We start from the raw sequence: 22,567 nt of genomic DNA, 5'->3' as shown, positions 1-22,567 counted from the left end.
GCCTAAACCGACTCCGCCACCGGCCTTAAGCAAAAGACGCTGGCGTGGACGGACAATCGACCACAATAAGCATCGCTGGCGGAGCGGCGCGCGACTATTTCGGCCGCGCCCCATAGGCGGCAAGGAATGCTTCGACCGAAGCATCGGCGTGCCGCTCGAGATCCGCCTTCGAACGCGGGTTGCTTCCGGTGAACATGGCTTCGTTCATTGGGATCCAGAGAAGCATTCCGAAGAGATGGCTGGCCGCCAGACGGGGATCGCTGGTCTGCAACAGGCCTCGACTGGTAAGCTTTTGAAAGCATGATGCCACCGAGGCAAGCATGCGTTCAAAACCTTTTTCATACCAGCTCCGGCCAAGCTGCGGCATCCGATCCGCGTTGGCGATAATCAGACGCCGCAGCTTCAGCAGCTCTTCGTCCATCAGCGTCGTTGTCATGCGTCGGGCAAGCTGCTGTAGCCCACCCTCCATGAATTTCGCCTCGGAAAGCAGCATCGTCACGGACTCGACGACATCGTTGGTCTGGCTGGCGGTGGACTCGACGACCTCGCCGAAAAGCGTCTCCTTGTCCGTGAAATGCTTGTAGACAGTCTGCTTGGATGCGCCTGCTTTGGTGGCGATCTCTTCCATGCTGGTTCCATCATAGCCTTTGGCGATGAAGGCGGCCGTAGCCGCTTCAATGATTTCACGATCCTTGCGAGCCGACCTGGTCTCACCATCAATTTTCATAGCGCCTCTCAACCAGTACTAGACGGTACCGTTCCTGCATGGTAGCCATGGTTACAGTACTAGACTGGCTAGTACCCATCAACGGCAGCAAGGCTTAGACCGATGACCAAAATGATCTTCCTCAATCTACCGGTACGCGATCTGCAGGCGGCGACCAAGTTCTATCTCGCGATCGGGGGCACGCTGAACCCGCAGTTCTCAAGCGACCAGTCCAGCTCGATCATGTTCTCAGACTCGATCGGGGTCATGTTGCTGACGCACCAGCATTACAGCCAGTTCACAGCGCGGCAGATCGGCGACCCCAAGCGGGACAGCCAGATGTTGATCGCACTCACCGTCGACAGCAAGGACGAGGTCAATGTCGTAATCGAGAAGGGCGTGGCGGCAGGCGGTCGCGCCGATCCCAACCCGGCGCAGGATCTTGGTTTCATGTTCAACCGCCACATCGAAGATCCGGACGGCAACGTCTGGGAGCTGCTGTGGATGAACCCGTCGGCCATGCAATAGCCCACAGGAATCGAAGCGGGCCAGGATGACACTGGAGAAGCGATCGGCATTCGCCTGTCGCTTCCGCCAGGCGCGCCGGCATCGGCTATTCAGCCGCCTCGGCATAGTGTGCCGGCACGTAGTTGAGGATGGGGCCAAGCCAGCGCTCGACCTCGGTCAACGGCATCGCCTTGCGGCGTGCATAATCCTCGACCTGGTCGCGTTCGACCTTGGCGACGCCGAAATAATAGCTTTCGGGATGCGCCAGATAGATCCCCGAGACGGATGAACCCGGCCACATCGCATAGCTTTCGGTCAGGCTCACGCCGGCATTGCCTTCGCCGTCGAGCAGCCGGAACAAAGTCGCCTTCTCCGTATGGTCGGGCTGAGCCGGATAGCCGGGCGCCGGTCGGATGCCGCGATAGGGTTCGCCGATCAGCTCGTCCGGCGCCAGCGATTCGTCTGGCACGTAGCCCCAGAATTCCTTGCGCACCTTCTCATGCATGCGCTCGGCAAAGGCTTCGGCGAAGCGGTCGGCCAGCGCCTTGACCATGATCGAGGAATAGTCGTCATTCGCCCGCTCGAACCGTTCGGCGATAGCCACCTCCTCGATGCCGGCGGTGACGATGAAGCCGCCGATGTAATCGGCTTTGCCGCACTCCGCCGGCGCGACGAAATCCGACAGGGCAACATTGGCCTTGCCGTCGCGCTTGGTCAGTTGCTGGCGCAAGGTGAAGAACGTCGCAAGTTCCTGCGACCGCTTCTCGTCCGTAAACAGCCTGATGTCGTCGCCGACGGCGTTGGCCGGCCAGAAGCCGATGACGCCGCGCGGCGCGAACCATTTCTCGGCGATGATCTTGTTCAGCATCGCCTGCGCATCCTCGAACAGCTGGCGCGCGGCGGCGCCTTGCGCCTCGTCTTCGAGTATTTTGGGATAGCGGCCCTTCAGCTCCCAGGTCTGGAAGAACGGCGTCCAATCGATGTAGCGCGCGAGCTCGGTCAGGTCCCAGTTCTCGAATACCTTGACGCCTGTGAAGGACGGCTTCGGCGGCTCATATTCGGACCAGTCTATCCGATGCGCATTGGCCCTCGCCTTGGCCAGCGGCAAACGCTGCTTGTCGGCTTCCGAGCGGGCATGCGCATCGGCGACCTTCTTGTATTCGGCGCGCACCGTATCGACAAAGCCGCCCTTGCTCTCGTTGGACAGCAAGGATGAGACCACGCCGACCGCGCGGCTGGCGTCGGTGACATAGACCGTCTGCCCCTTGCTGTAGCGCGGGTGGATCTTCACCGCCGTGTGCACGCGGCTGGTCGTCGCGCCGCCGATCAGCAGCGGAATTTCGAAGCCTTCACGCTCCATCTCGGCGGCCATGTGCGCCATCTCGTCCAGCGACGGCGTAATCAGGCCGGACAGGCCGATGATATCGACATTTTGCTCGCGCGCCGTCTGCAGGATCCTGGCCGCCGGCACCATGACGCCGAGATCAATGATCTCGTAATTGTTGCAGGCGAGAACCACGCCGACGATGTTCTTGCCGATGTCATGGACATCGCCCTTGACCGTCGCCATCAGGATTTTTCCGGCCGTTTTGCGTTCGCCATTGTCGATGCCGTTGGCGGCGTTTGCCAGCTTCTCGGCTTCCATGTGCGGCAGCAGTCCAGCCACCGCCTGCTTCATCACCCGCGCCGACTTCACCACTTGCGGCAGGAACATCTTTCCCGCACCGAACAGATCGCCGACGACGTTCATGCCGGCCATCAGCGGACCTTCGATGACATGCAGCGGCCGCTCGGCGGCAAGCCGTGCTTCCTCGGTGTCGGCGTCGATGAATTCGGTGATGCCGTTGACCAGCGCATGGCTGATCCGCTGTTCGACGGTCCATTCGCGCCAGACGAGATCGCGCTCCTGCGCTTCCTTGCCGGCCGTGCCCTTGAAGCGTTCGGCGATCTCCAGCATGCGTTCGGTGGCGGTGCCGCCGGCCTTGGGCGCGCGGTTGAGCACGACATCCTCGCAGGCCTCGCGCAGATCAGGCTCGATCGTATCGTAGACGGCGAGCTGGCCGGCATTGACGATGCCCATGTCCATGCCGCGCTGGATGGCATGGTAAAGGAATACGGCATGCATGGCCTCGCGCACCGGCTCGTTGCCACGGAACGAGAAAGACAGGTTCGACACGCCGCCAGAAATGTGGACATGCGGCAGCGTCGCGGTGATCTCGCCGGCCGCCTCGATGAAGTCGACGCCGTAATTGTCGTGCTCCTCGATGCCGGTGGCGATGGCGAACACGTTGGGATCGAAGACGATGTCCTCTGGCGGGAAGCCGGCCTGCTCGGTCAGGAGCTTGTAGGCGCGGGTGCAGATCTCGACCTTGCGCGCCTTGGTGTCGGCCTGGCCGTCCTCGTCGAAGGCCATAACGACGACGGCGGCGCCATAGGCGCGGACCAGCCTGGCATGATGCAGGAAGGCTTCTTCGCCCTCCTTCATCGAGATGGAGTTGACCAGCGGCTTGCCCTGCACGCATTTCAAGCCGGCTTCGATGATCTCCCATTTCGAACTGTCGACCATGACAGGAACGCGGGCGATGTCCGGCTCGGCGGCGATCAGGTTGAGGTATTCGACCATGGCCTTCTTCGAATCGATCAGACCCTCGTCCATGTTGATGTCGATGATCTGCGCGCCGTTGGCGACCTGGTCGCGGGCGACGTCGAGCGCGGCGACATAGTCGCCCGCCGTGATCAGTTTCCGGAACTTGGCCGAGCCGGTGACATTGGTTCGCTCGCCGACATTGACGAAGGGGATCTCGTCGGTGAGCGTGAATGGCTCCAGCCCGGACAGGCGCATCCTGGGCTCAATGTCCGGAATGGCGCGCGGCGGATACTTCCGCACCGCCTCGGCGATGGCGCGGATGTGCTCCGGCGTCGAGCCGCAGCAGCCGCCGACGACATTGACCAGTCCCTCACGCGCGAAATCCTCGATCTGGGCGGCCATGAAGTCCGGGCTTTCGTCATACCGGCCGAATTCGTTGGGCAGGCCGGCATTCGGATAAGCGCAGACAAAGGTGTCGGCGACACCGGATATTTCGGCCAGATGCGCTCGCATGGCGTTGGCGCCGAGCGCGCAGTTGAGGCCGATGGTGAAGGGGTTGGCATGGCGCACCGAATGCCAGAAGGCGGTCGGCGTCTGGCCCGACAGCGTGCGGCCGGAGAGGTCCGTGATGGTGCCCGAAATCATCACGGGCAGGCGCACGCCCTTCTCGATGAAGATCTCTTCCGCCGCGAAGATCGCCGCCTTGGCGTTCAGCGTGTCGAAGATGGTCTCGATCAGGATGATGTCGGCGCCGCCATCGATCAACCCGCGCAGCTGCTCGCCATAGGCGAGGCGCAAATCGTCGAAGGTCACGGCGCGATAGCCGGGATTGTTGACGTCGGGCGACATCGAGGCGGTGCGGTTGGTCGGCCCGAGCGCTCCGGCGACAAACCTTCGCTTGCCGTCCTGCTGCTCGGCCCGAACAGCGGCGCGCCTGACCAGCCGCGCGCCATCGCGGTTCAGCGCATAGACGGCATGTTCCATGCCGTAGTCGGCCTGGGCGATCGAGGTCGAGGAGAAAGTATTGGTCTCCAGGATGTCGGCGCCTGCGATGGCGTACTGGTAATGGATCTCCTCGATCGCCCCGGGCTGGGTCAGGATCAAAAGGTCGTTGTTGCCCTGCTGATGGCAGGCGCAGCCGGCGAAAGCCTCGCCGCGGAATTGGTCCTCGTTAAACCCGAGGCCCTGGATCTGCGTGCCCATGGCGCCGTCGAGGATGAGAATGCGCTCGCGTGCCGCCGCTGTCAGCGCGGCAAGCACTTCCGAGCCGTCCGGTTTTGCCGCGACGGGGCCGAACAATGCGTCCAGCGAGGCAGAATTCTGCGACATTTTTTATCCCTTTGGCGACAGGCCTTTTCATGTCACATAAGGATATCTTTATGTCAATATACGATAGATGCGCGTGATTGTCACCCACCCAACGCGAAGGCGGGTCCGTGGCGCCGGTTTCCGACGGACCTACGCTCTGTCGACGCTCGCCAGGAAGCGGGCGAGGACCGGATTGAAGCGATCCGGCGAATCCCAGAACGGCGCGTGGCCGGATTTGTCGAGCAGATGCGCCTTGCCTTCCCATAGATTGGAGAATTTCACAGCGGAGACGAAATCGGTGTTGACGAATGGCTCGTCGATGCCGTTCAGAACGGCGATCGGCGGCGTCTTGCCGGCCACGATCTCGCGCTGGTTCCGGCCAGTGCCGGCCGCGAACTTTTCGAACATCAGGCGCCGCGCCCGTCCATCGGTGCGCGCCACCGTGTCGATGAGAAACGGCTCGAACGGCTCGCCGCAAGTGCTGCGCGCATAGGCCTCCACGTCGGCGCCGGTGAAGGTCTCCTGCCCGGCGAGATGCATATGCGGGCTCGGCTTGAATCCGCTACCGACCTCCTCGGGCGAGACAGGCGGCGTGCCGGTGATCATCAAGCCAAGCAGGCCGGGAAAGCGGTCGATCATCTCAAGCCCGATATGGCCGCCGAGCGACCAGCCGAAGACGATGGCCTTGTCGATGCCGAGCAGCCCGAGCACTTCGGTCATGGCATCGGCATAACCTTCCATGCTGTAGGAACGCTCCGGATCGATCGCATCGCCGGACGCTCCATGGCCGGGCAGGTCGGGAGCGATGAGGTGATATCGCTCGCCCAACGGGCCGTCCAACTGGTTGCGGAAAACGGCACTGGAAGATGAATTGCCGTGGATCAGCATGACAGCGGTTCCCTGGCCGCTGGTCTCACGCACCGCGATCTTGCCGTGGCTGGTTTCAAGGGTCTTCTGCGAGATCGTCATTGTCCGCTCCGTCGGGAATTACCCTGTTTTAATGCAGTTGCGCAGCAAAGCGCCACGGCTTCCATACCTTTGCGGGAACCATCTTCCCGGCCAGGTTGCGTTGAAAAATCCTTTTCAAATAAGAACAATTATGCGTAGATTGTCAATTATCCAACTCCCGATGAACGGGAGGAAAACAGGGAACAGCACGATGAAGCCCAAATCCGCCGCAAGTCGAATCCGCCATATGCTGATGAGCACGACGTTGATCGGCATGTTTGCCGCATCAGCCGCCCCCGCCTTTGCCGACGTCGTCAAGATCGGCCTGCTTGCGCCGCTCACCGGCCCTGCCGCGGCGGACGGCCAGGAATTCCAGCGCGGCGTGCAGATGGCCATCGACGAAGCGAACGCAGCCGGCGGCGTTGCCGGAGATACGTTCGAACTGGTGGTCGGCGACGTCAAGGATCAGTCCGCCGGCAACGTCACCAGCGCCGTCGAACGCCTGCTTGGCGATCCGGGCGTGCACTTCATGCTGACCGGCTATGCCAGCCTGACCAATTTCGAGATCGACAACATGGCCGAGGCGGAAATGCCCTACATGCTGGCGGCCACCTCGCAGCAGACCAGGGACATCATCGCGCCGAGCCCCGACAAATACATGTGCTGCTGGTCACTGACGCCTTCCTTCGACGCCTACAACACCGACGTCACCCTGTTCGTCGAGAAGCTCGCGGCCGACGGCAAGATCACCCTGCCGGCCAAGAAGGTCGCCATCATCTCGTCCGACAACGCCTATTCGAAGACCATCTCCGAAGGCATGAAGAAGACCTTCAAGGACAAGGGCTGGACCATCACCGTCGACGAGATCGTACCCTTCGGCGAAGTGACCGACTGGCGTTCGATCCTCGCCAAGGTGCGCGAGAACGTTCCCGATGTCGTCATCAACACCGACTATCTGCCGGGCAATTCGGCGTCGTTCCTCAACCAGTTCCTCGAGCAGCCGACCAAGAGCCTCGTCTTCCTGCAATACGCGCCGAGCGTTCCGGAATTCGTCGAGCTGACCGGCAAGAAATCGGATGGCGTCATCTACAACCTGCTCGGCGGCGCGCTGACGACGCCGAAGAACCCGCGCGCCGATGAGGTGGCAGCCAAGTTCAAGGCAAAATACGGCGTCGAGAGCGGCACCTACGGCGTCGGCCTCTACGAAATGACCAATGTCTATTTCGATGCGGTCAAGAAGGTCGGGGGTGCATCCGACCATGCGGCGATCATGAAGGCGCTGTCGGAGACGGACAAGCAGGTCGCGGAAGGGCGGCTGAAATTCGATCCCGCCACCCACCTTGCCACGCAGGGCGACGACTATATTCCGATCACCTTCTTCCAGATCTGGGATGGCCAGCGCACGCTGATCTCGCCGGAGAAATATGCCACCGGCGCCTTCAAGCTCCAGCCCTGGATGAAGTAGGGAATGGCCCTGCTTGAACTGGACGACGTGTCGAAGGCCTTCGGTTCGCTGAAGGCCGTCGATGGCGTGTCGTTCAAGGTCGAGGCCGGCGAGATCTTCGGTATCGCCGGCCCGAACGGCAGCGGCAAGAGCACGCTGTTCAACATCATCACCGGCATCCCGTTCGGGCCCGACCGGGGCCAGATCCGCTTTGACGGCATTGCCATAAACGGCAAATCGGGACACGCCATCGCGCGCCTCGGCCTTGCCCGGACCTTTCAGCGCGAGACCAGCTTCGACGGGCTGACCGTGTTCGAGAACGCGCTGATCGGCGCCAGCTACGGCAAGCAGGAAAAGACAGCGGCCACGGCCCGCAATGCCGCCGCCGAGGCGCTGGAGTTCGTCGGCCTGGGATCCCAGTCGTTCGGCCGGCTTGCCGGCGAATTGTCCGTGTTCGAGCGCAAATGCCTGATGCTTGCCACGGCGATCGCCATGCAGCCACGCATGCTCTTGCTCGACGAGCCGGCATCGAGCCTGACCAAACCCGAGATCGAGACGTCGATCGGCCTGATCCGCCGCACCGCCGAACGCGGCATCACCATCCTGTTGATCGAGCACGTGCTGACTTTCCTGATGAGCCTTTCGCAGCATCTGCTGGTGCTCAACAATGGCCGCGTCCTGGCCGCCGGCGATCCGGCAGGCGTGATCGCCGATCCGCACGTCATCGAGGCCTATCTCGGCACGAGGAGGTCGGCGGCGTGAATCCCATTCTCAGCGTCGAAGGCGTCACCGCCGGCTATGGCCGCGTCACCGTGCTGCACGATATCTCGCTGGAGGCCGGCCGTTTCGGCAATGTCGGCCTGTTCGGCCCCAACGGCCATGGCAAGACGACGCTGCTGCGTGCGATCTCCGGGCTTCTGCAGCCGAAGAGCGGCCGCATCCTGTTCGACGGGCAAGACATTGTCGGCCACAGCGCACGCGCCATCGTCGGCGCCGGCCTGATCCATGTGCCGCAAGGCAATCGGCTGTTTCCCGATCTCTCGATCGCCGACTGCATGGCGCTCGGCGCCTATTCGCCGCGGGCCCGGCCGCATGAGGCGGAAAACCGCGAAAAGGTGGTCAAGCTGTTCCCGAAACTGGCGGAACGCTGGCGCCAGCGCGTGCGCACGCTGTCGGGCGGCGAGCGCCAGATGGTGTCGATCGGCACGGCGCTGATGAGCCATCCGCGCCTGCTGATCCTCGACGAGCCGACGCTGGGGCTGGCGCCCAAGATCAAGGACGAGCTCTGCGCCTCCGTCATGGACATTTCGCGCGGCGGCGTACCGCTCATCGTCGTCGAGCAGGACATCGAATTCCTGCTGGAACTGACGCAGCAACTCTACCTCGTCAACCATGGCGCCGTTGCGACCGAGATCAAGCCGGGCGAAAGCCTCGACCACGGCGAGATCATGTCGATGTATTTTGGCCATTAGGAAAATCCGAAGATGAGCGCATTGGCGGAAATCCTGTTCGGCGGCCTGTTCCAGGGCTCGCTCTACGCCATGATGGCGGTCGGGCTGGCTCTGGTCTGGACGACGATCGGCGTGTTCAATTTCAGCCATGGCGTGTTCATGATGCTGGGCGCCTACATCGCCTGGCAGCTGGTCGAACTCGGCCTGCCGGCGGCGGTCGCCTTTCCCATCGCCGTCGTCGTCATGGCCGGCGTCGGCTGGATCCTGCAGGCGAGTGTCGTGCGGCCGCTGATCGGCCGACCCAACATCGTGCTGGTCGTCGTCATCACCACGCTGGCAGCCGGGTCGCTGATCGAGAACGGCGCGCTGACCATCTGGGGACCGCGCTCGAAGCAGATCCCGGCGCTGATCACCGGCAACACCACCGTCGGCGGCGTCGGCGTCTCCCTGCACCAGATCGCCATCATCGTCATCACGCCGCTGATCCTGGCCGCACTTTGGATGTTCCTCAACCGCACGCGGCTCGGGCTGGCGCTGCGCGCCGTGGCGCAGAACGAAGATGCCAGCCATCTGGTCGGGCTGAACGTCACCGCGCTCTATGGGCTGGCCTTCGCCATTGCCGCGTCGCTTGCAGGCCTCGCCGGCATCTTCATGGGCGGCTATCGTTTCATGTCGCCGGTGATGGGCAGCGACCCGCTGCTCAAGGCGCTGATCGTCGTCGTCTTCGGCGGCATATCGAGCATCTCGGGACCGATCTTCGCCGCCTATCTGATCGGCTTCTTCGAGGCCGCCTGCAGCTATTATTTCGGCCTGTACTGGACGCCGGCGCTGCTGTTCGGCGTGCTGATCCTGACCCTGATGATGCGCCCCGAGGGCATCTTTGCCAGCCGCTCCCGAGGCCTAGCATGACCGACACGACATCGCCGATCACCCTTAGCCACACAGCGGCGGCAACCCCGATCGCTCCCGGCCGTACGCCGTGGAAGCGGGAGGCCATCGGCTTCGTGCTCGGCTTCGCGCTCCTAGCCCTGCTGCCGCTGATCTTCGGCGACACCTATGCCCGCCACATCCTGATCATGGCCTTCATCTATGCGATCGTCGCCTCGAACTGGGACCTCAGCCTCGGCTATGGCGGCGTCTTCAATTTCGGCCATCTGGCGCTGTTCGGCATCGGCGTCTATGCCTACAGCCTGCTCACCAAGCTGGCCGAATTCGATCCGTGGATCGCGCTGTTTGCCAGCGGTGTCATCGCCACCCTGGCGGCGATCCTGGTGACCATCCCGATCCTGCGGCTGAAGGGCATCTACATCATCCTGGTCACTTTCGGCTTCGCGCAGCTGGTGATGCAGGTGATCATCAGCCAGTCCGCCATCACCGGCGGCACGCAAGGGTTGGTGCGCATTCCCGGGCTATACGTGTTCGACCACAACATGGTCCGTGACGGCAAATCAGCCTATTTCTACATCGCGCTGGCGCTGCTGGTGGCGAGTACCCTGTTCCTGCGCGTGTTCGTGCGCTCGCGCACCGGGGCCAGCATCGTCGCCTTGCGCGACAATGAGGAATACGCCATCAGCCGCGGCGTCTCGATCGTGCGCCAGCGCATGCTGACGCTTGCCGCGAGCGCCTTCTTCACCGGCATCGCCGGCGCCTTCTACGCCGCCTACCAGCGCAATGCCTCGATCGACGTCTTCGGCATGAGCCTTGCGACCATCATCCTGTCGATGGTGCTGCTTGGCGGCACCAGCACTATTTACGGCGCCATCATCGCCTCTTTCGTGCTGACGATCTTCGCCGAATGGATGGCCGATTTCGGCGCGTGGCGGCCGATGATCACGGCGGTGCTGATCATCGGCGTGATGCTGGCCTACCCGAGCGGCCTGGTCGGTATGATCAAGGCTTCATGGGGCGCCGTCGCCGGACGCCTGAAGCGCCCGGCCTGACCGTTTCGGACTGGCGGCTCCGCCTCAGCGGATGCCGCACCAATCGATGACGGACGCCGCGATCACCTTGGCGGTCTCGACCACCGATTCGAGCTCGACATATTCGTCGGAACCGTGAAATCCGTCGCCTGACGGGCCGAAGATGACACCGTCGACGCCGGCGCCGGCATAGTGCGCGGCATCGCACACGGCGACGAAGCCACGCGCCTGCGGCGCCTTGCCGACCACCGCCTTGCGCTTCATCAGCGATCTCACCAGCGGATGGTCGACCGGCGTGTTCATCGGCGGAAAATGCAGCCCGCCGAGCTCCCATTGGATCGCAGGCGGGTTGTCGCGCAGCCACGCATCGGTCTGCGCGAAATGGTGGACGAACGCCTCGAAATCGCGGCGGTAGTCGGCCGAATTCTCGTCGGGCAGGAATTTCATGTCGAGATCGAGCACCGCGACATCGGGAATGATGGCCGGGTTGGTCATGACGGTCGGCAGGCCGTGTTCGCCAAGGCCGGTGCCGCCATGCATGACGCCGATGTTGATGGTGTTCATGCCGAGCGGCAGCAGCGGATGGGATTTTGCTCGCGTCCGGTCCAGCTCATACTGGCGCACGGCGGCAATGAAGCGGGCGGCGATCTCGATCGCATTGACGCCCGGCTCCAGCCGGTCCTTGTCGTGGCGCTGCGGATAGATCTCGTTGTAGCGCAGCGCCGAATGGGCGTTGCGGCCACGGATCGTCACCCGCGCCCATTCCAGCCCGCCTTCGACCGGCAGGACATCGCCCCAGGTCGGTTCGGCGACCAGCACCGCCTTGGCGAGCTTGCCCTTCTTCACCGCATCCATGGCGCCGAAGCCGCCGGCTTCCTCATCGACGACCGAGTGGATGGCGAGCCGGCCCTGCAGCGTGATGCCCGCCTTGCGGATCGCGCGCGCGGCGGCGATGCAAGCGGCGACGCCGCCCTTCATGTCGACGGCGCCGCGGCCATAGAGCCGGCCATTGGTGATTTCGCCGCCGAACGGATCGACCGACCAGTCCTTCATCGCGCCGACCGGCACGACGTCGATATGGCCGCACAGGATCAGGCTGCGGCTCTCGTCTCCCGCCCATTCGCCGACCAGATTGGGCCGCCCGGGCAAGGCATCCCATTGCTCTGTCCTGAACCCGTCCTGCTTGAGGATCGGTTCGAGCAGCGCCTGGACATCCGCCTCGCGGTTGATCGCCGGATTGGGCTCGAATTTGGGGTTGACCGAAGGGATGCGGACCATGTCGCGGGTCAGGCCGATCAACCAGTCGCGATCGGTCTCGATCTCAGCCTGCACGGCGTCGATGATGGTCTGGTTGTCGGGCATTGTCGCTTCCTTTTCTGCGTCGCGGCGCTTTGCATCGCTGCACTGGGCGCAACGACACTATTTCCTTGTGGCTTTGGATTTGGCGGCGTCGTCGGCCGATGACGATAGGACGGTATCGAGCGTGACCGCGTTGGCGCTGCGGATCTTCTCGATGTCCTCGATGCGCTTGCGCACCCCGGCGCCATGGCCCTCCAGCGCGTGGGCAAAGACGGTTTCCATCTGGGCAACGGCCGTCGCCAGCGTGTCGAACGGCGAGTTGGCGTCGATCGCCGCGACCATGGTAAGGTCCGCGATGTCAGATATCGGCGACAGCCAGACATCGGTGAACAGCAGGATGGAGACGCCGCGCTCCTTGGCCTGCTGGGCAAAGCTCACCACGTCCGACTGGTAGCGCCGGTAATCGAACACGACGAGGAGGTCGCGCTTGCCAAGGTCGATCAACAGGTCGAAATCGGCGGGACTCAACGAACCGATGTCGCGCACGCCGGAGCGGAACTGCAGGAGATAGCCGGCCAGCATCGAGGCGATATGCCGGCTGAACCGGCCGCCCAGCAGCACGACCTGGCCCTTGCTCTCGAGCAGCATGTTGACAGCGCGCGTGTAGGCCTGCACCGGCACAGCCGTGCGCGTACGCTCCAGGCTGTCGGAAACCGAATGGAAATAGGCAAGTGCGGTGCCTTCGCTGGAGCCGCCCGGACGCTTGGCCTCCATCATCAAAAGCGGCGAATGCAGCCTGGATTCGACTTCGGTGAGCAGGCGTGCCTGGAAATCGGCAAAGCCGACATAGCCAAGCTTGGTCATCAGCCGCGTCACGCTCGGGTCGCTGACGCCGGCGCGCCGTGCCAGCCGGGTTGCGGTGCCCAGCCCCGACATCGGGTAATCGGCGAGCAGGACCTGGACGATCTTCTCTTCCGCGGAGGTGAACGCCACGGTCGTGTTGGCCAGTTCTTCGCGGATCGACATGGTCATCGCCTATCGCTGACGGAAGATGATTATCTTACAATTTTGTGAAATAGTGTCAAATCTGGAAAAAGTTTTACAGGATTGAATCTAGCCGCGTAGATCGCCCGCATCCGCCAGAATCCAATCCTTGCTCACTGCCATATGCACTTTCGATCTCGCTTGAGTATCTTGGCGGCGAGCCTGGTTCTCACGGACCCCGTTTCGGGGCCGGTTGTTACGGACGTGAAGTGAGGGTCATAACCTCAATCCAAAACCCCATCAAAGCGTCATTGGTGAACTGGTGCCCGCCGAACACGGATCGCGACGAAGCTGAACTGGCATTCGAACTTTTTCGCCAGTTGATGCATCTTAAGCCCATGGGCTACGAAACTCATATCGTGCCGAGTGATGCCGAACTGGCCCTTGCCGCTCGGGGCGGCGATTGTGGTTGCCTCGGCCTGCTGCTGGAACGTCATCGCGCACGGCTCTATGCGATAGCGCTGAACATGCTCGGCTATGGGTCGGACGCCGAAGATGCTGTGCATGAGACTTTCCTGATCGCGCTGAGGCGCATCGGCGAACTCAAGGATCCGCAAGCCGTCGGTGGCTGGCTTCGCACTGTGTTGCACCGCTGTTGCCTGCAACAATTGCGTCGACGACGACGCGAGATCTTGACCGCCGACATTCCAGACCGCCCAGACGAACGCGCAAGCATTGAGGAGCGGCTGGAGAAAGTCGCGCTTCGCGAATGGGTTTGGGACGCCCTACGCAAGCTTCCCGAGCCGCTGCAGGCTACCGCCATGTTGCGCTATTTCGGAAGCTATCAGTCTTACGAGGAACTGGCCGCCATTCTGGGTGTCCCGATTGGGACGGTTCGCAGTCGTTTGTCGCAAGCCAAACGCAAGCTTGCCGAGATGCTGCTGGAAACGGCGGGCCTTGCCGACACAGAGGCTCGCTCGCAGTCTCGCGAGCGCCAGCGATTCTACTCCGAAATTTTCAATGGGCTCAACCAGCATGGCGAGCGTGACCGCTTCCTTGGGCACTTTGCAGAGGACCTGCATCTTGTCCGCGGGACGAGCAAACCAGTGCTGGGTCGCTCATTCCTTGCCTGGGAAGTCGACGCCGACACGGAAGCCGGCGTCCGCCTGGAACCGCAGCGCATTCTCAGCGCCAGCCAGGTCACTGTGATCGAGGGACTATTCGTCAATCCGCCGGAAGACCCTTTCCACTGCCCGCCGGGTGTCGTCCTGGTGATCTTTCAGCGAGACGGCAAGGCCCGACGCTTGCATCTTCATCTTTCGCCGCGTCCGCCTAGAATCGAGGACGACTGATCGAACTTTTTCTCCCGTCCGTGACTCCTTACAGCACGCGGGCATCATCTGGCCCGGACGCAAATGGTTCCAAAGAGGAGAGAGATCATGTTCGCCTTCGCAGTTTCCCATGTTGCTTCCATCGCACACCACGGCGAGCTCGGGCCCAGCCGCTCGCGCCGCCTCCTTCACACGGCGTTCGCATCGACTGTCGTCTGCGCCACATTGTTGTCATCAGGCTTAGGCTGGGCCGGTCAAGCTGAGGTCGACGCCACCTATAAGGACGTCGAGCGGACGCTCGGCTCGGTGCCGACCTTTCTCCATCAGGTTTCAAAAGCAGCGCTGCCGGGCGCCTGGGCAGAGGTGAAGGCTCTGCAGTTCTCCAGCGAAACCGCCCTGCCGCCGAAGGTCAAGGCTCTGATCTCGCTCGCCGTCTCCGCACAAATACCCTGCCAGTATTGCATCTGGGAAGACACCGAGAGCGCAAAACAGGCGGGCGCAACGGAGGACGAGATCGAAGAGGCCGTCGCTATCGCCGCTCTGTCACGGCACTGGAGCACGATCTTCAACGGCATGCAGGTCGACTTTGAGACCTTCAAGAAGGATCTCGGCGGCGACGCTCAGGCTGCCGCGCCTGCCAAGTAGCGCGAGCCTTGTCGGCACATTGTCGGGATTGGGGCCAGGCCGCGGCAACCGTCGTCGGCATCCGCGGACCGGAATAGGGAGTGGAATTCTCATTTTATAGGGAGGTAAAGATGCCAGTAGTCTTCGGAGAAACCGTCAGCACAGTCAAAGATATCGTGTCCGTGCTAAAGAAACACGGTGACGCGGTGCGTGGCACCTATCGTGCCCGCTACCGCTTCGACCCGCAATCAGGCGATCCTTACACAACACCGCTACTGGAGCGACCGGCGAGCCTCAAGGACAATTCGCCGACCGCCGTCTTTCCCTGGGAGCAGATCTTTGCCGCGGCGGCTGTGTGCGCCGGCTCGGATTATCCGATGCTGGCAGCGCATGCGGGGGTCGATCTTCGTTCGGTCGATTTCATCGCGGAAGGCGTGTTCGACCCGCGTGGCGAGTTCGACGGACTTGATGGGCTCACGGCGCCCGTGGACGCCCGGCATTGCTACGTGTCCCTGCACCTCAGCGCAACCGTGTGTTCTTCGGCGCCCCGCGCCGATCTGGAGAAAATTCATGAACGCGCGATCTCGCACAACATGGTGCTTGGCGCCCTTAGAGGAATTCCCATGACCAGCGAATTGGTGATTCACCAGGCGTGATCCTTTTCGCAGAACTCGCCCGCTGGGCGGCCTGTGGCTTAGTCCCGCCGGTTGCGGCCGGCGGGGCCAAATATGCCTCGTGCACGTTTGCGCCGCCACCACGATCCTGGCAAGTTCGCGGGGCGATCTGCTCGAAAGGCAACGGATGGCGGCCGACAGCAACGAGCCGACTGCCCGCTGCAGTAGCGCGCTGCTCGCCAAGTGTTATAGCGCGGAAGGGTTCGGCATTGCGAATCCCGTGACCGCCCCGGCCATCGATATGGCGCAACACATTTCGATACTGGATCGAACGGTGCTTTCGCCCTCTATTTGAAACTGGCGATGGGCAGGAATTTCACCGCGGAGCCGGTGAAGCGGCGGTGATCGGACGTCCGTCCCCGCGGTTGGAATCCATCGAGATAGACATGCTCCGGCGCCGTGCGGATGAAATTGGCGGCAATCATGGGCGCCCCTGTTAATGCGGCCCCACCGGCAACAGCGCGATCTGCCTCGGAATCGGGGCGCCGCTGGACACGGTCGGCCTTGGGGTTCGCCCTGACGCGATCTTCTGGCTTTGACGCAGGCGCCGCGATCCGCTCGCCGGCCAGCCCGTCGTCGGGGTGATGCATGGCCAGCAAGACACCGATGGCATCGCCAGATTTGGCTGCTTCCAACTGGCGCGTCGGGCTTGACTGGCTTTCCGGCCGCCATGTCGGCAATGGGACGTTGAGCGCCATCATCTCCGGCGCGACGCTCGTGGCAGCGGCATCGGCATTCGCGGCGTCCGGCTTGGCAACGGCCAGCTCGGCCTGCGCCGTGGACGCGCCGGCGATTGCCAACGGTGCGGTTTCCGGGGTGGGAACGGGTGCCGTGAACTCGGCGCGCGGTGCGAAGGCCGGCAGCGGCACTGAGCCCGGCGCCATCGCCATGACGATCGCTTCAGGCGTCTTCCCCTTCTGCCCGGCAAGCGGTTCTTCGCCTGGATCGCTGGCAGCAATCTGGATGTCCACCCGCTGGGCATCCTGCGGCGGCACGATAGCGATACCCTGTCCGGCCGGTCTGGGTTCGACGGACCTCGCCGGTTTGCGTGGCGCCGGCACCGCTTCGGCGACATCATCGGACTCGTCTGCGCCGCCCCCGCCCAAGAGCGTCGCCAGCAGGCCACGCGGCCTGCGTTGGCCGCCGTCGACGCTTGCCAGCTCGATGTTGGGCGTGCCGGCGCCCTTGCGCGATTTGTAGGCGGCAAACGCCTGCTCATAGCCGGGCAGCGGTTTGCCGTCGCTCGGCACATGCAGTGTGTTGCCGTTCGGAAATACCCTGGCGAGTTCCTGGCGGCTGATGCCCGGCCAATGCCGCACATTGCCGACATCCATGTGTATGAAAGGCGAACCGGAGGTGGGATAATAACCCACGCCGCCGCCCTGCATTTTGAGGCCGATGTCGCGCAGTTTCTTCAGCGGCACATCCGGCAGGAAGAAGTCCATCGCGCGGCCAACCATGTGTTGGCTCTCCCGGGCCACACCCTTCGAGCGGCTGCGCAGCATGGCGTTCGTCGCCGGCGAACGATAGGCGCTGACCACATGGATATAGGCTGTCGAGCCGCTGGCGCGATAGGCCTGCCAGACAAGATCGAGCAGGCGCGGATCCATCTTCGTCGGTTCGTTGCGACGCCAATCGCGCAGCATGAGATTGATCTTCTTCAATCCCGCCGGATCATAGCGCCCATTGCGCTTGAAGACGATTTCAGCCTTCTCGCCCGTATGGAGATGTTGAATCCTCAAAGCACGCGTCTCCGCGAACGCGCCGGTAGCGCACAGGCAAAGGAACGCTGCGATGATGGCAGGCAGGGTCCAAAGACGGGAAGCACCGGGGGCGTTTTGCACGTTTTCGCTCACGTTCATGCCTTGCACGTTCTTTTGTTTCGGGCGATTTAGATTTTCCGCCCAGATCAGGAGCCTTTCGGCCCTCTTCCTGACAAGCATGGATCTGACCGGCGAAGACGGGCATCCATGCCACAATACGTCATGTCGATGAATAGCATCTTGGTTAATGAATCGTGTCTTGCCGGAATGCGCTTCGGCTGGATTTGCCTGTGGCAGCCATTTTCTGAAGCAATGAACCGCTGATCGGGTCTGCCGGCACGAGGGCCGCGCCATCCCATGTACCCGCCTCGCCCTCGCAAATGCAGAGGACGATCGTGCGGCAACAGGGATGTTGGAAACTGGTGCTGCGAGAGAGGATTGAACTCTGAATTGGTTATGCAAAATCAATGACTTACGACATATTTTGTAACGTTGTGACGACCGACAAAATGACCGGCGCTTGTGACATCAAAGACGAATTGGGGCGGCGGCTTTGCCTTGGCTCCCTGTTGCGTTAGCATGGGCACAAATTAGCTATCGCTGACGAATCGGATTTCGCTGGGGGGCGAAAATTCATGGAGATGCAGCAGGTCCGCTATTTTCTGGCCCTGTCCAATACGGTGCAACCGTGGGATCGGCGCCCTTGGGCTTACTTGCGGATCCTCCGGGCCTTGGACGCGGTCTTGCGTGGCGGTGTGCGAGCAGCGCGCTTGGCCTTTGCGCGCAGGAAGGGATCTGCCTGGTGAAAGCTGATTGCGACTGCATGGTAGAGGTTGTCCGGGTATAGGGGGTCGTAGATCACGATGACACCGGCGCCCTCCTTGACCACATGCTTTGTCGCGTATTTCTGGAGCATCTCCAGGATAGATTTACGCACGGATGCTGGTGTCACGCTTTTCTCCCCCTGGGTATCCATGGGCTCTGTATCGCAAAGGAAAAGGCGAGGTGCAACTCGCCTAGTCCTTAACAGGTCACAACGGAAACCGATGCCCTGCCTGCCGGTGTGTTTGCCTCAACACGACCGTCGGCTGCGCGTTGCCAGGCTGACTGGGCCCGGGTTATTGGTGCCAGGTGCGAATAGTGGATGATGGGCTCGTCGGGATCTTCGACGTCTTCCCATTCCTCATAGAAATCGACTGGACCGCAGGCGGCTGTCAGGCGCTCATAGAGCTGCTCGACGTCGACCTCGGTCGCCCTTTATCGAATAATGACGGTCTGTCGGCAGGGAAGAACAGGCGCGCTAGCTTCCCGCCTCGATCAATTCCACGCCCAAATAGTCTCTAGAGCCGTTCCATTCAAAAATGGATGACCACATCTGTCGCAATTGATCGTTCCCCGCTCTCGTTGCGGCCCATCCTGACAGGTCGCTAGGTAGCGGGAGCCGCATTCTTCGCAACTAATTTCGACGGTGCCGGTGCTTAAAAGAGCCATACCGACACTATGGCATTCAAGCTCAGCCTTTTGAAGACCGGATACTCAACGGGCGGATCAGGCCGTCTACTTCGTGGCCGGCTTCGAGCTACCGTGACGAGGAGTCTTCGGGGGCTGAGACTGCCTTTCGCGCACTGCACCGCGCGCAGCTTCGAGCGCATCACCGTGGCCGAAATAGACGAAACCGCCTACTCTTTCACGCGCCACGAGCCATTCGCCAGGGTTAACCAAACGACTGGGCGCGTAGAAATTACCACGCAACTCATCAGTCACATCTCTTACGGTTTCGAGGACGACCCTCATGCCGCCGCCGCCGATATCCATCGTTTTGGTATCACCTTCGCTTAGCGCTTCGGCTTCTTGGGATCGAAACTTGGATACCTTCTCTCGATAGGCATCCTCCTTCGCGCGCAATTCCACCATGCTCTTTTTGAAGGAGTTTTTGGAAATGAATGAGGCCACGACGACGATCGCACCGGCCGCGCCGAGAAGCAGGATCATCATCATTTGAACGTCTCCTCGAGAATGTCTCGTCCGTTGAAATTTAGGAACATTGCACAGATTAGGCAAATGCCGATCGCGAACCCCATTTCCACGTAGTCGTTCAACACCCACGTTTTGGTGCCGACGACGTAACTAACGAGCGGGCTAAGAAAACCGCCTGTAATGAAGCCAGTGGCAGCCCTGTCCCATGAGGCCGCCCTAAACTTGCCCATCTCCAGATTGAGCGCCCTTTGCCTTGCGAGCTCCACTTCCTCTGCAACCAAGTTCGCAGCCATGTTAGCCGCCGCTTGCGGATTCAATGCCATTAATTTCCCCCTCACCCTTTTTGAGCGTCAGAATAGCCCAAATACTGGATTGGCGCGATAGGCGAGCATGCGCACCGTCGGAAGCGGCTTGTCGTTTCACACGCAGATATCCGATCAACAGACTTCCAGTTCCCGGGAAGGCCGATCGCCGACGATGTGCGTGCGTTGTGTAACCCACGAGGTGAGGTGCTTCCGTTTTTCGGATCTTGGTGGCGCCAAAAGGTATCCGGATAGATGGACCGCGGTATTCCTAGGACTTCGTGTCTGGGGCATTTTGCCCATGTAAGGATGTCGGTTGGTTCCTGGGGATTCCGATCGGCAGGTCTTCGAAACAGGTGTCGCACAGGAATCGACCTGCACCATTGGCTTGGCGCGTTCACGACACGGCGGTAATCCAAGCTATCCCAAGTGACCCCACCAGCTGTAGCGGTTTCGTGCATCCACGCGCTACGAATTGTCATTAAAGGTTGAGCGGGCTTATTTCTCAATCATGAGGCCTGGCTGCTCGGATCTGCTCGGCCCGAACAGCTCCTCGGCATTTGCTAAAAGCGCCTCGTGGTCAGCCCCACGAGGCCTGCGGCACGCGATTATGGGCAGGGGATCGTGCCGGCATAATACGTGACTCTGATGTAACCCATGTTGTCGCAGACTTGGAAAATGTTTGGATCAATAGAGATGGTGCGAGCCGGATCCGTTGGATCCAAGGAAATGAGGGTCTTCGAGCATTTACGCGTTGTGCCGTCACCTTTGAACTTTTTCAGTGAGAGAGTTGGGAAAAAACCCTTTTGGAAAAGCTCGTGCTCATAAGTGAGATCCTTGAACCCGTATACCTTTTGATCCTTGTCGCACATCACCTCAGACGTCGTGCTTAGGGCTATCAGATCCCAAGAGGCGAGTCTTTCATTGTCGGCGGCGCGATAGTCCAGGCTGAAGTTGGAGCATATACGTCCCAAAATGAGGTGGATTTCTTCGCCCGGTCCCTTCAACGGGATATTGTAGGCTCCTGCGATGTCCGGCAGGGTGCAGTAAGTCACTGTCTTGGGATCATCTCCTGGTTTCTGACCTGGCTGATTTGGCGTGTCGGCATCTTTCCGCTGCACTGGAATTGTTGCTGTGATGGACCCGTTTTCGTTCTCAACAAAGGTGATCATTCTGTTCCCCAATGGCCTTGAACGGCCGAACAGCCGGCATAATACATCCGGAGAAAGTATATTCAAGAGCACGCGGCCTGATTGACTTTGGGAATAGTTTCCATAAAGCTGACTGCGCGACGCATGATTTCCTCCCCCCGCGTGGTTTCAACAACCTTCCCAAAGTATCACTATTTGCGTGCAATCCCTAACACGCTAGTGATGTTCCGGGCGGAGCTCTGAAAGAGACGCAATCGCGGGTCGTTCCATGCAACTTGCGGGCGTTACTCGCAACCGAAAGACGGAGATTCGCATGAGTTCATCAACCCAGCGCGTCGCCGTGTTGAGGCACCAGCGGAAAGAGATCGGGTTGAAGCAGTCGACCATATTGCTTCTGCGGGGGACGGAACATCCGCCCATCGCCCATGGATCTTTAGTCATCACTCTGACGCATTTGACGTCGTTTCTCGTTAAGCCGCCTCTCCAGCGGCCATGCAGTGATGAGGCGCTTGCCATCTGACAGCACGTAGACCCGTTCGCCGACGCGATCGATTTTGACCGAGTAGATAGAGACCTTTTTCGATCGCTTCTCGCCGTGGGGCTGGCCAATGATCGCTTCGAGTGCCGGGATGTGAACACGGTGCAGCTTCTGCCTGTTGTTGCAGCGTATGTAGATGCTCCATAGGATCTCGTAGTCACCTGTCCAAGGCTCCGTGCGCTCCGGCATGCCTGGGTAAAACAACGAGGGCATATCTTCGCTCATCATCGACCTTTCACGTCCGCCTTCCATGGTGCGGTCAAGCCTGCGGCGTTCATGTTGCGCCAGTTTGTGATTCAGACTGCCCATGAACCAATACGACCTAACCGACTTCGATTGGCGCGCGATACAGCCGCATCTGCCCAACAAGCCGCGAGGCTTGCTGCGCGTGGATGATCGACGGGTTCTCAATGGCATCTTTTGGGTATTGCGCTCCGGTGCGCGATGGGCCGACCTGCCGGCACGCTATGGACCGCCCACCACGATCTACAATCGCTTCAACCGCTGGCGCAAAAGCTGGTGTCTGGGACCGCCTGATGGATGCGGTCACCAAAGCCCACGACGGCAAGGTGCAGATGATCGATACTTCTATTGTTCGCGTCCACCAGCAGGGTGCGACGGCAAAAAGGGGGGATCCCAATCATAGTCTCGGTCGATCCCGAGGTGGGCTGACAACCAAAATCCATGCTCCTGTCGATGCCAAAGGCAGGCCGATAAAGGTGATGCTCACGGCGGGTCAGATGAGTGACATCGCATCCGCAGCGGACTTGATAACGGAATTGCCGGAAGGGGCCATGCTGCTTGCCGACAAGGGCTATGATGCCAACGCCTTGCGCAATGCCGTCACCCAAGGCCAACCGCAAGGACCCGATCTGCTTCAGCGCCTTCCTCTACAAGGCACGCAACCTCGTCGAGCGCTTCTTCAACAAGGCCAAGCATTTCCGCCGGATCGCAACCCGATACGACAAACTGGCGGAAAACTACCTCGCTGCCCTCAAACTCGTCTCAGTCCGCATCTGGCTACACGATAATGAGTCTACGTCCTAAATCGCGC

20 protein-coding genes and 1 pseudogene are annotated in these 22,567 nt (G+C 61.2%); 10 read left to right on the top strand and 11 right to left on the bottom strand.

Annotated elements, in window-relative coordinates; translation table 11 throughout:
* Positions 1 to 94: 94 nt before the first annotated feature.
* Positions 95 to 727 (bottom strand): TetR/AcrR family transcriptional regulator, encoded by a 633-nt coding sequence (locus tag P3C39_RS20255; protein ID WP_024504795.1) that lies wholly within the window; start codon positions 725 to 727, stop codon positions 95 to 97.
* Positions 728 to 829: 102 nt separating this feature from the next.
* Between P3C39_RS20255 and P3C39_RS20250 the strand changes: the two genes are divergently transcribed.
* Positions 830 to 1,234, top strand: coding sequence for a VOC family protein (locus P3C39_RS20250; RefSeq protein WP_027162301.1), 405 nt, complete (start codon positions 830 to 832; stop codon positions 1,232 to 1,234).
* A gap of 85 nt (positions 1,235 to 1,319) precedes the next feature.
* On the opposite strand, the gene metH is transcribed toward P3C39_RS20250, so the two are convergent.
* Entirely contained in the window at positions 1,320 to 5,129 is a 3,810-nt protein-coding gene (gene metH, locus P3C39_RS20245) for a methionine synthase (protein ID WP_275953981.1), read from the bottom strand.
* 129 nt (positions 5,130 to 5,258) lie between these two features.
* Positions 5,259 to 6,077, bottom strand: a complete 819-nt coding sequence (locus tag P3C39_RS20240) for an alpha/beta hydrolase (RefSeq protein ID WP_275953982.1) — start codon at positions 6,075 to 6,077, stop codon at positions 5,259 to 5,261.
* A gap of 190 nt (positions 6,078 to 6,267) precedes the next feature.
* Here P3C39_RS20240 and P3C39_RS20235 point away from each other — a divergent pair, with 190 nt between their 5' ends.
* Genes P3C39_RS20235 through P3C39_RS20215 form a run of 5 tightly spaced genes read left to right on the top strand, consistent with a single transcriptional unit; the run spans position 6,268 to position 10,891 of the window.
* The gene (locus P3C39_RS20235) at positions 6,268 to 7,521 is read left to right on the top strand and encodes an ABC transporter substrate-binding protein (protein ID WP_013530213.1); all 1,254 of its coding nucleotides are present in this window, start codon (positions 6,268 to 6,270) and stop codon (positions 7,519 to 7,521) included.
* Between the two features lie 3 nt (positions 7,522 to 7,524).
* A complete protein-coding gene (locus P3C39_RS20230; RefSeq protein ID WP_127366362.1) occupies positions 7,525 to 8,262 on the top strand; it encodes an ATP-binding cassette domain-containing protein in 738 nt (245 codons plus the stop codon).
* Complete coding sequence (locus tag P3C39_RS20225; RefSeq protein WP_013530211.1) at positions 8,259 to 8,972, top strand: ABC transporter ATP-binding protein; 714 nt, start codon at positions 8,259 to 8,261, stop codon at positions 8,970 to 8,972. Before P3C39_RS20230 ends, P3C39_RS20225 begins: the two co-directional genes overlap by 4 nt.
* Before the next feature lie 12 nt (positions 8,973 to 8,984).
* Positions 8,985 to 9,860 (top strand): branched-chain amino acid ABC transporter permease, encoded by an 876-nt coding sequence (locus tag P3C39_RS20220; RefSeq protein ID WP_024504788.1) that lies wholly within the window; start codon positions 8,985 to 8,987, stop codon positions 9,858 to 9,860.
* A complete protein-coding gene (locus P3C39_RS20215; RefSeq protein ID WP_024504787.1) occupies positions 9,857 to 10,891 on the top strand; it encodes a branched-chain amino acid ABC transporter permease in 1,035 nt (344 codons plus the stop codon). Before P3C39_RS20220 ends, P3C39_RS20215 begins: the two co-directional genes overlap by 4 nt.
* 24 nt (positions 10,892 to 10,915) lie before the next feature.
* Here the strand turns inward: P3C39_RS20215 and P3C39_RS20210 are convergent, their stop codons facing one another.
* Both P3C39_RS20210 and P3C39_RS20205 read right to left on the bottom strand, forming a co-directional pair.
* Positions 10,916 to 12,232 (bottom strand): ArgE/DapE family deacylase, encoded by a 1,317-nt coding sequence (locus P3C39_RS20210; protein WP_275953983.1) that lies wholly within the window; start codon positions 12,230 to 12,232, stop codon positions 10,916 to 10,918.
* A 57-nt stretch (positions 12,233 to 12,289) separates the two neighbouring features.
* Positions 12,290 to 13,195 (bottom strand): MurR/RpiR family transcriptional regulator, encoded by a 906-nt coding sequence (locus P3C39_RS20205; RefSeq protein ID WP_013530207.1) that lies wholly within the window; start codon positions 13,193 to 13,195, stop codon positions 12,290 to 12,292.
* 227 nt (positions 13,196 to 13,422) lie between these two features.
* Between P3C39_RS20205 and P3C39_RS20200 the strand changes: the two genes are divergently transcribed.
* The 3 genes from P3C39_RS20200 to P3C39_RS20190 all read left to right on the top strand — a co-directional run bounded on the left by P3C39_RS20200 (position 13,423) and on the right by P3C39_RS20190 (position 15,764).
* Positions 13,423 to 14,505 (top strand): sigma-70 family RNA polymerase sigma factor, encoded by a 1,083-nt coding sequence (locus P3C39_RS20200; protein ID WP_275953984.1) that lies wholly within the window; start codon positions 13,423 to 13,425, stop codon positions 14,503 to 14,505.
* Positions 14,506 to 14,592: 87 nt separating this feature from the next.
* Positions 14,593 to 15,129, top strand: a complete 537-nt coding sequence (locus tag P3C39_RS20195) for a carboxymuconolactone decarboxylase family protein (RefSeq protein ID WP_024504783.1) — start codon at positions 14,593 to 14,595, stop codon at positions 15,127 to 15,129.
* A 110-nt stretch (positions 15,130 to 15,239) separates the two neighbouring features.
* Positions 15,240 to 15,764, top strand: coding sequence for an OsmC family protein (locus tag P3C39_RS20190; protein ID WP_013530204.1), 525 nt, complete (start codon positions 15,240 to 15,242; stop codon positions 15,762 to 15,764).
* 305 nt (positions 15,765 to 16,069) lie between these two features.
* On the opposite strand, the gene P3C39_RS20185 is transcribed toward P3C39_RS20190, so the two are convergent.
* The 6 genes from P3C39_RS20185 to P3C39_RS20160 form a co-directional block, all read right to left on the bottom strand.
* A complete protein-coding gene (locus tag P3C39_RS20185) occupies positions 16,070 to 17,644 on the bottom strand; it encodes a DUF882 domain-containing protein (protein WP_275953985.1) in 1,575 nt (524 codons plus the stop codon).
* Positions 17,645 to 18,254: 610 nt separating this feature from the next.
* Entirely contained in the window at positions 18,255 to 18,497 is a 243-nt protein-coding gene (locus P3C39_RS20180; RefSeq protein WP_275953986.1) for a hypothetical protein, read from the bottom strand.
* A gap of 605 nt (positions 18,498 to 19,102) precedes the next feature.
* The gene (locus P3C39_RS20175) at positions 19,103 to 19,543 is read right to left on the bottom strand and encodes a hypothetical protein (protein ID WP_275953987.1); all 441 of its coding nucleotides are present in this window, start codon (positions 19,541 to 19,543) and stop codon (positions 19,103 to 19,105) included.
* Complete coding sequence (locus P3C39_RS20170; RefSeq protein WP_275953988.1) at positions 19,540 to 19,845, bottom strand: hypothetical protein; 306 nt, start codon at positions 19,843 to 19,845, stop codon at positions 19,540 to 19,542. The genes P3C39_RS20175 and P3C39_RS20170 overlap by 4 nt, the downstream gene beginning before the upstream one ends.
* Positions 19,846 to 20,432: 587 nt before the next feature.
* Complete coding sequence (locus tag P3C39_RS20165) at positions 20,433 to 20,996, bottom strand: hypothetical protein (protein WP_275953989.1); 564 nt, start codon at positions 20,994 to 20,996, stop codon at positions 20,433 to 20,435.
* 412 nt (positions 20,997 to 21,408) lie between these two features.
* Positions 21,409 to 21,822 carry a hypothetical protein gene (locus P3C39_RS20160; RefSeq protein ID WP_275953990.1) on the bottom strand — a complete coding sequence of 138 codons (414 nt, stop codon included), beginning with the start codon at positions 21,820 to 21,822 and terminating at the stop codon, positions 21,409 to 21,411.
* On the opposite strand from P3C39_RS20160, the pseudogene P3C39_RS20155 reads away from it, so the two are divergent.
* Positions 21,821 to 22,560 (top strand): annotated as a pseudogene (locus P3C39_RS20155) (IS5 family transposase). The gene P3C39_RS20160 and the pseudogene P3C39_RS20155 overlap by 2 nt on opposite strands.
* Positions 22,561 to 22,567: the final 7 nt, after the last annotated feature.

It is taken from the genome of Mesorhizobium sp. XAP4 (assembly GCF_029269325.1).
In the GTDB taxonomy this organism is placed as follows: domain Bacteria; phylum Pseudomonadota; class Alphaproteobacteria; order Rhizobiales; family Rhizobiaceae; genus Mesorhizobium; species Mesorhizobium ciceri.
This window is presented reverse-complemented; position numbering and strand designations above follow the sequence as displayed.

Coding starts and splice junctions, on each gene's coding strand:
- P3C39_RS20205 (WP_013530207.1), bottom strand. CDS start 13,195: ATGTCGATCCGCGAAGAACTGGCCAACACGACCGTGGCGTTCACCTCC.
- P3C39_RS20220 (WP_024504788.1), top strand. CDS start 8,985: ATGAGCGCATTGGCGGAAATCCTGTTCGGCGGCCTGTTCCAGGGCTCG.
- P3C39_RS20160 (WP_275953990.1), bottom strand. CDS start 21,822: ATGGGCAGTCTGAATCACAAACTGGCGCAACATGAACGCCGCAGGCTT.
- P3C39_RS20175 (WP_275953987.1), bottom strand. CDS start 19,543: ATGATGATGATCCTGCTTCTCGGCGCGGCCGGTGCGATCGTCGTCGTG.
- P3C39_RS20255 (WP_024504795.1), bottom strand. CDS start 727: ATGAAAATTGATGGTGAGACCAGGTCGGCTCGCAAGGATCGTGAAATC.
- P3C39_RS20240 (WP_275953982.1), bottom strand. CDS start 6,077: ATGACGATCTCGCAGAAGACCCTTGAAACCAGCCACGGCAAGATCGCG.
- P3C39_RS20215 (WP_024504787.1), top strand. CDS start 9,857: ATGACCGACACGACATCGCCGATCACCCTTAGCCACACAGCGGCGGCA.
- P3C39_RS20170 (WP_275953988.1), bottom strand. CDS start 19,845: ATGGCATTGAATCCGCAAGCGGCGGCTAACATGGCTGCGAACTTGGTT.
- P3C39_RS20165 (WP_275953989.1), bottom strand. CDS start 20,996: ATGATCACCTTTGTTGAGAACGAAAACGGGTCCATCACAGCAACAATT.
- P3C39_RS20195 (WP_024504783.1), top strand. CDS start 14,593: ATGTTCGCCTTCGCAGTTTCCCATGTTGCTTCCATCGCACACCACGGC.
- P3C39_RS20210 (WP_275953983.1), bottom strand. CDS start 12,232: ATGCCCGACAACCAGACCATCATCGACGCCGTGCAGGCTGAGATCGAG.
- P3C39_RS20190 (WP_013530204.1), top strand. CDS start 15,240: ATGCCAGTAGTCTTCGGAGAAACCGTCAGCACAGTCAAAGATATCGTG.
- metH (WP_275953981.1), bottom strand. CDS start 5,129: ATGTCGCAGAATTCTGCCTCGCTGGACGCATTGTTCGGCCCCGTCGCG.
- P3C39_RS20250 (WP_027162301.1), top strand. CDS start 830: ATGACCAAAATGATCTTCCTCAATCTACCGGTACGCGATCTGCAGGCG.
- P3C39_RS20235 (WP_013530213.1), top strand. CDS start 6,268: ATGAAGCCCAAATCCGCCGCAAGTCGAATCCGCCATATGCTGATGAGC.
- P3C39_RS20230 (WP_127366362.1), top strand. CDS start 7,525: ATGGCCCTGCTTGAACTGGACGACGTGTCGAAGGCCTTCGGTTCGCTG.
- P3C39_RS20185 (WP_275953985.1), bottom strand. CDS start 17,644: ATGAACGTGAGCGAAAACGTGCAAAACGCCCCCGGTGCTTCCCGTCTT.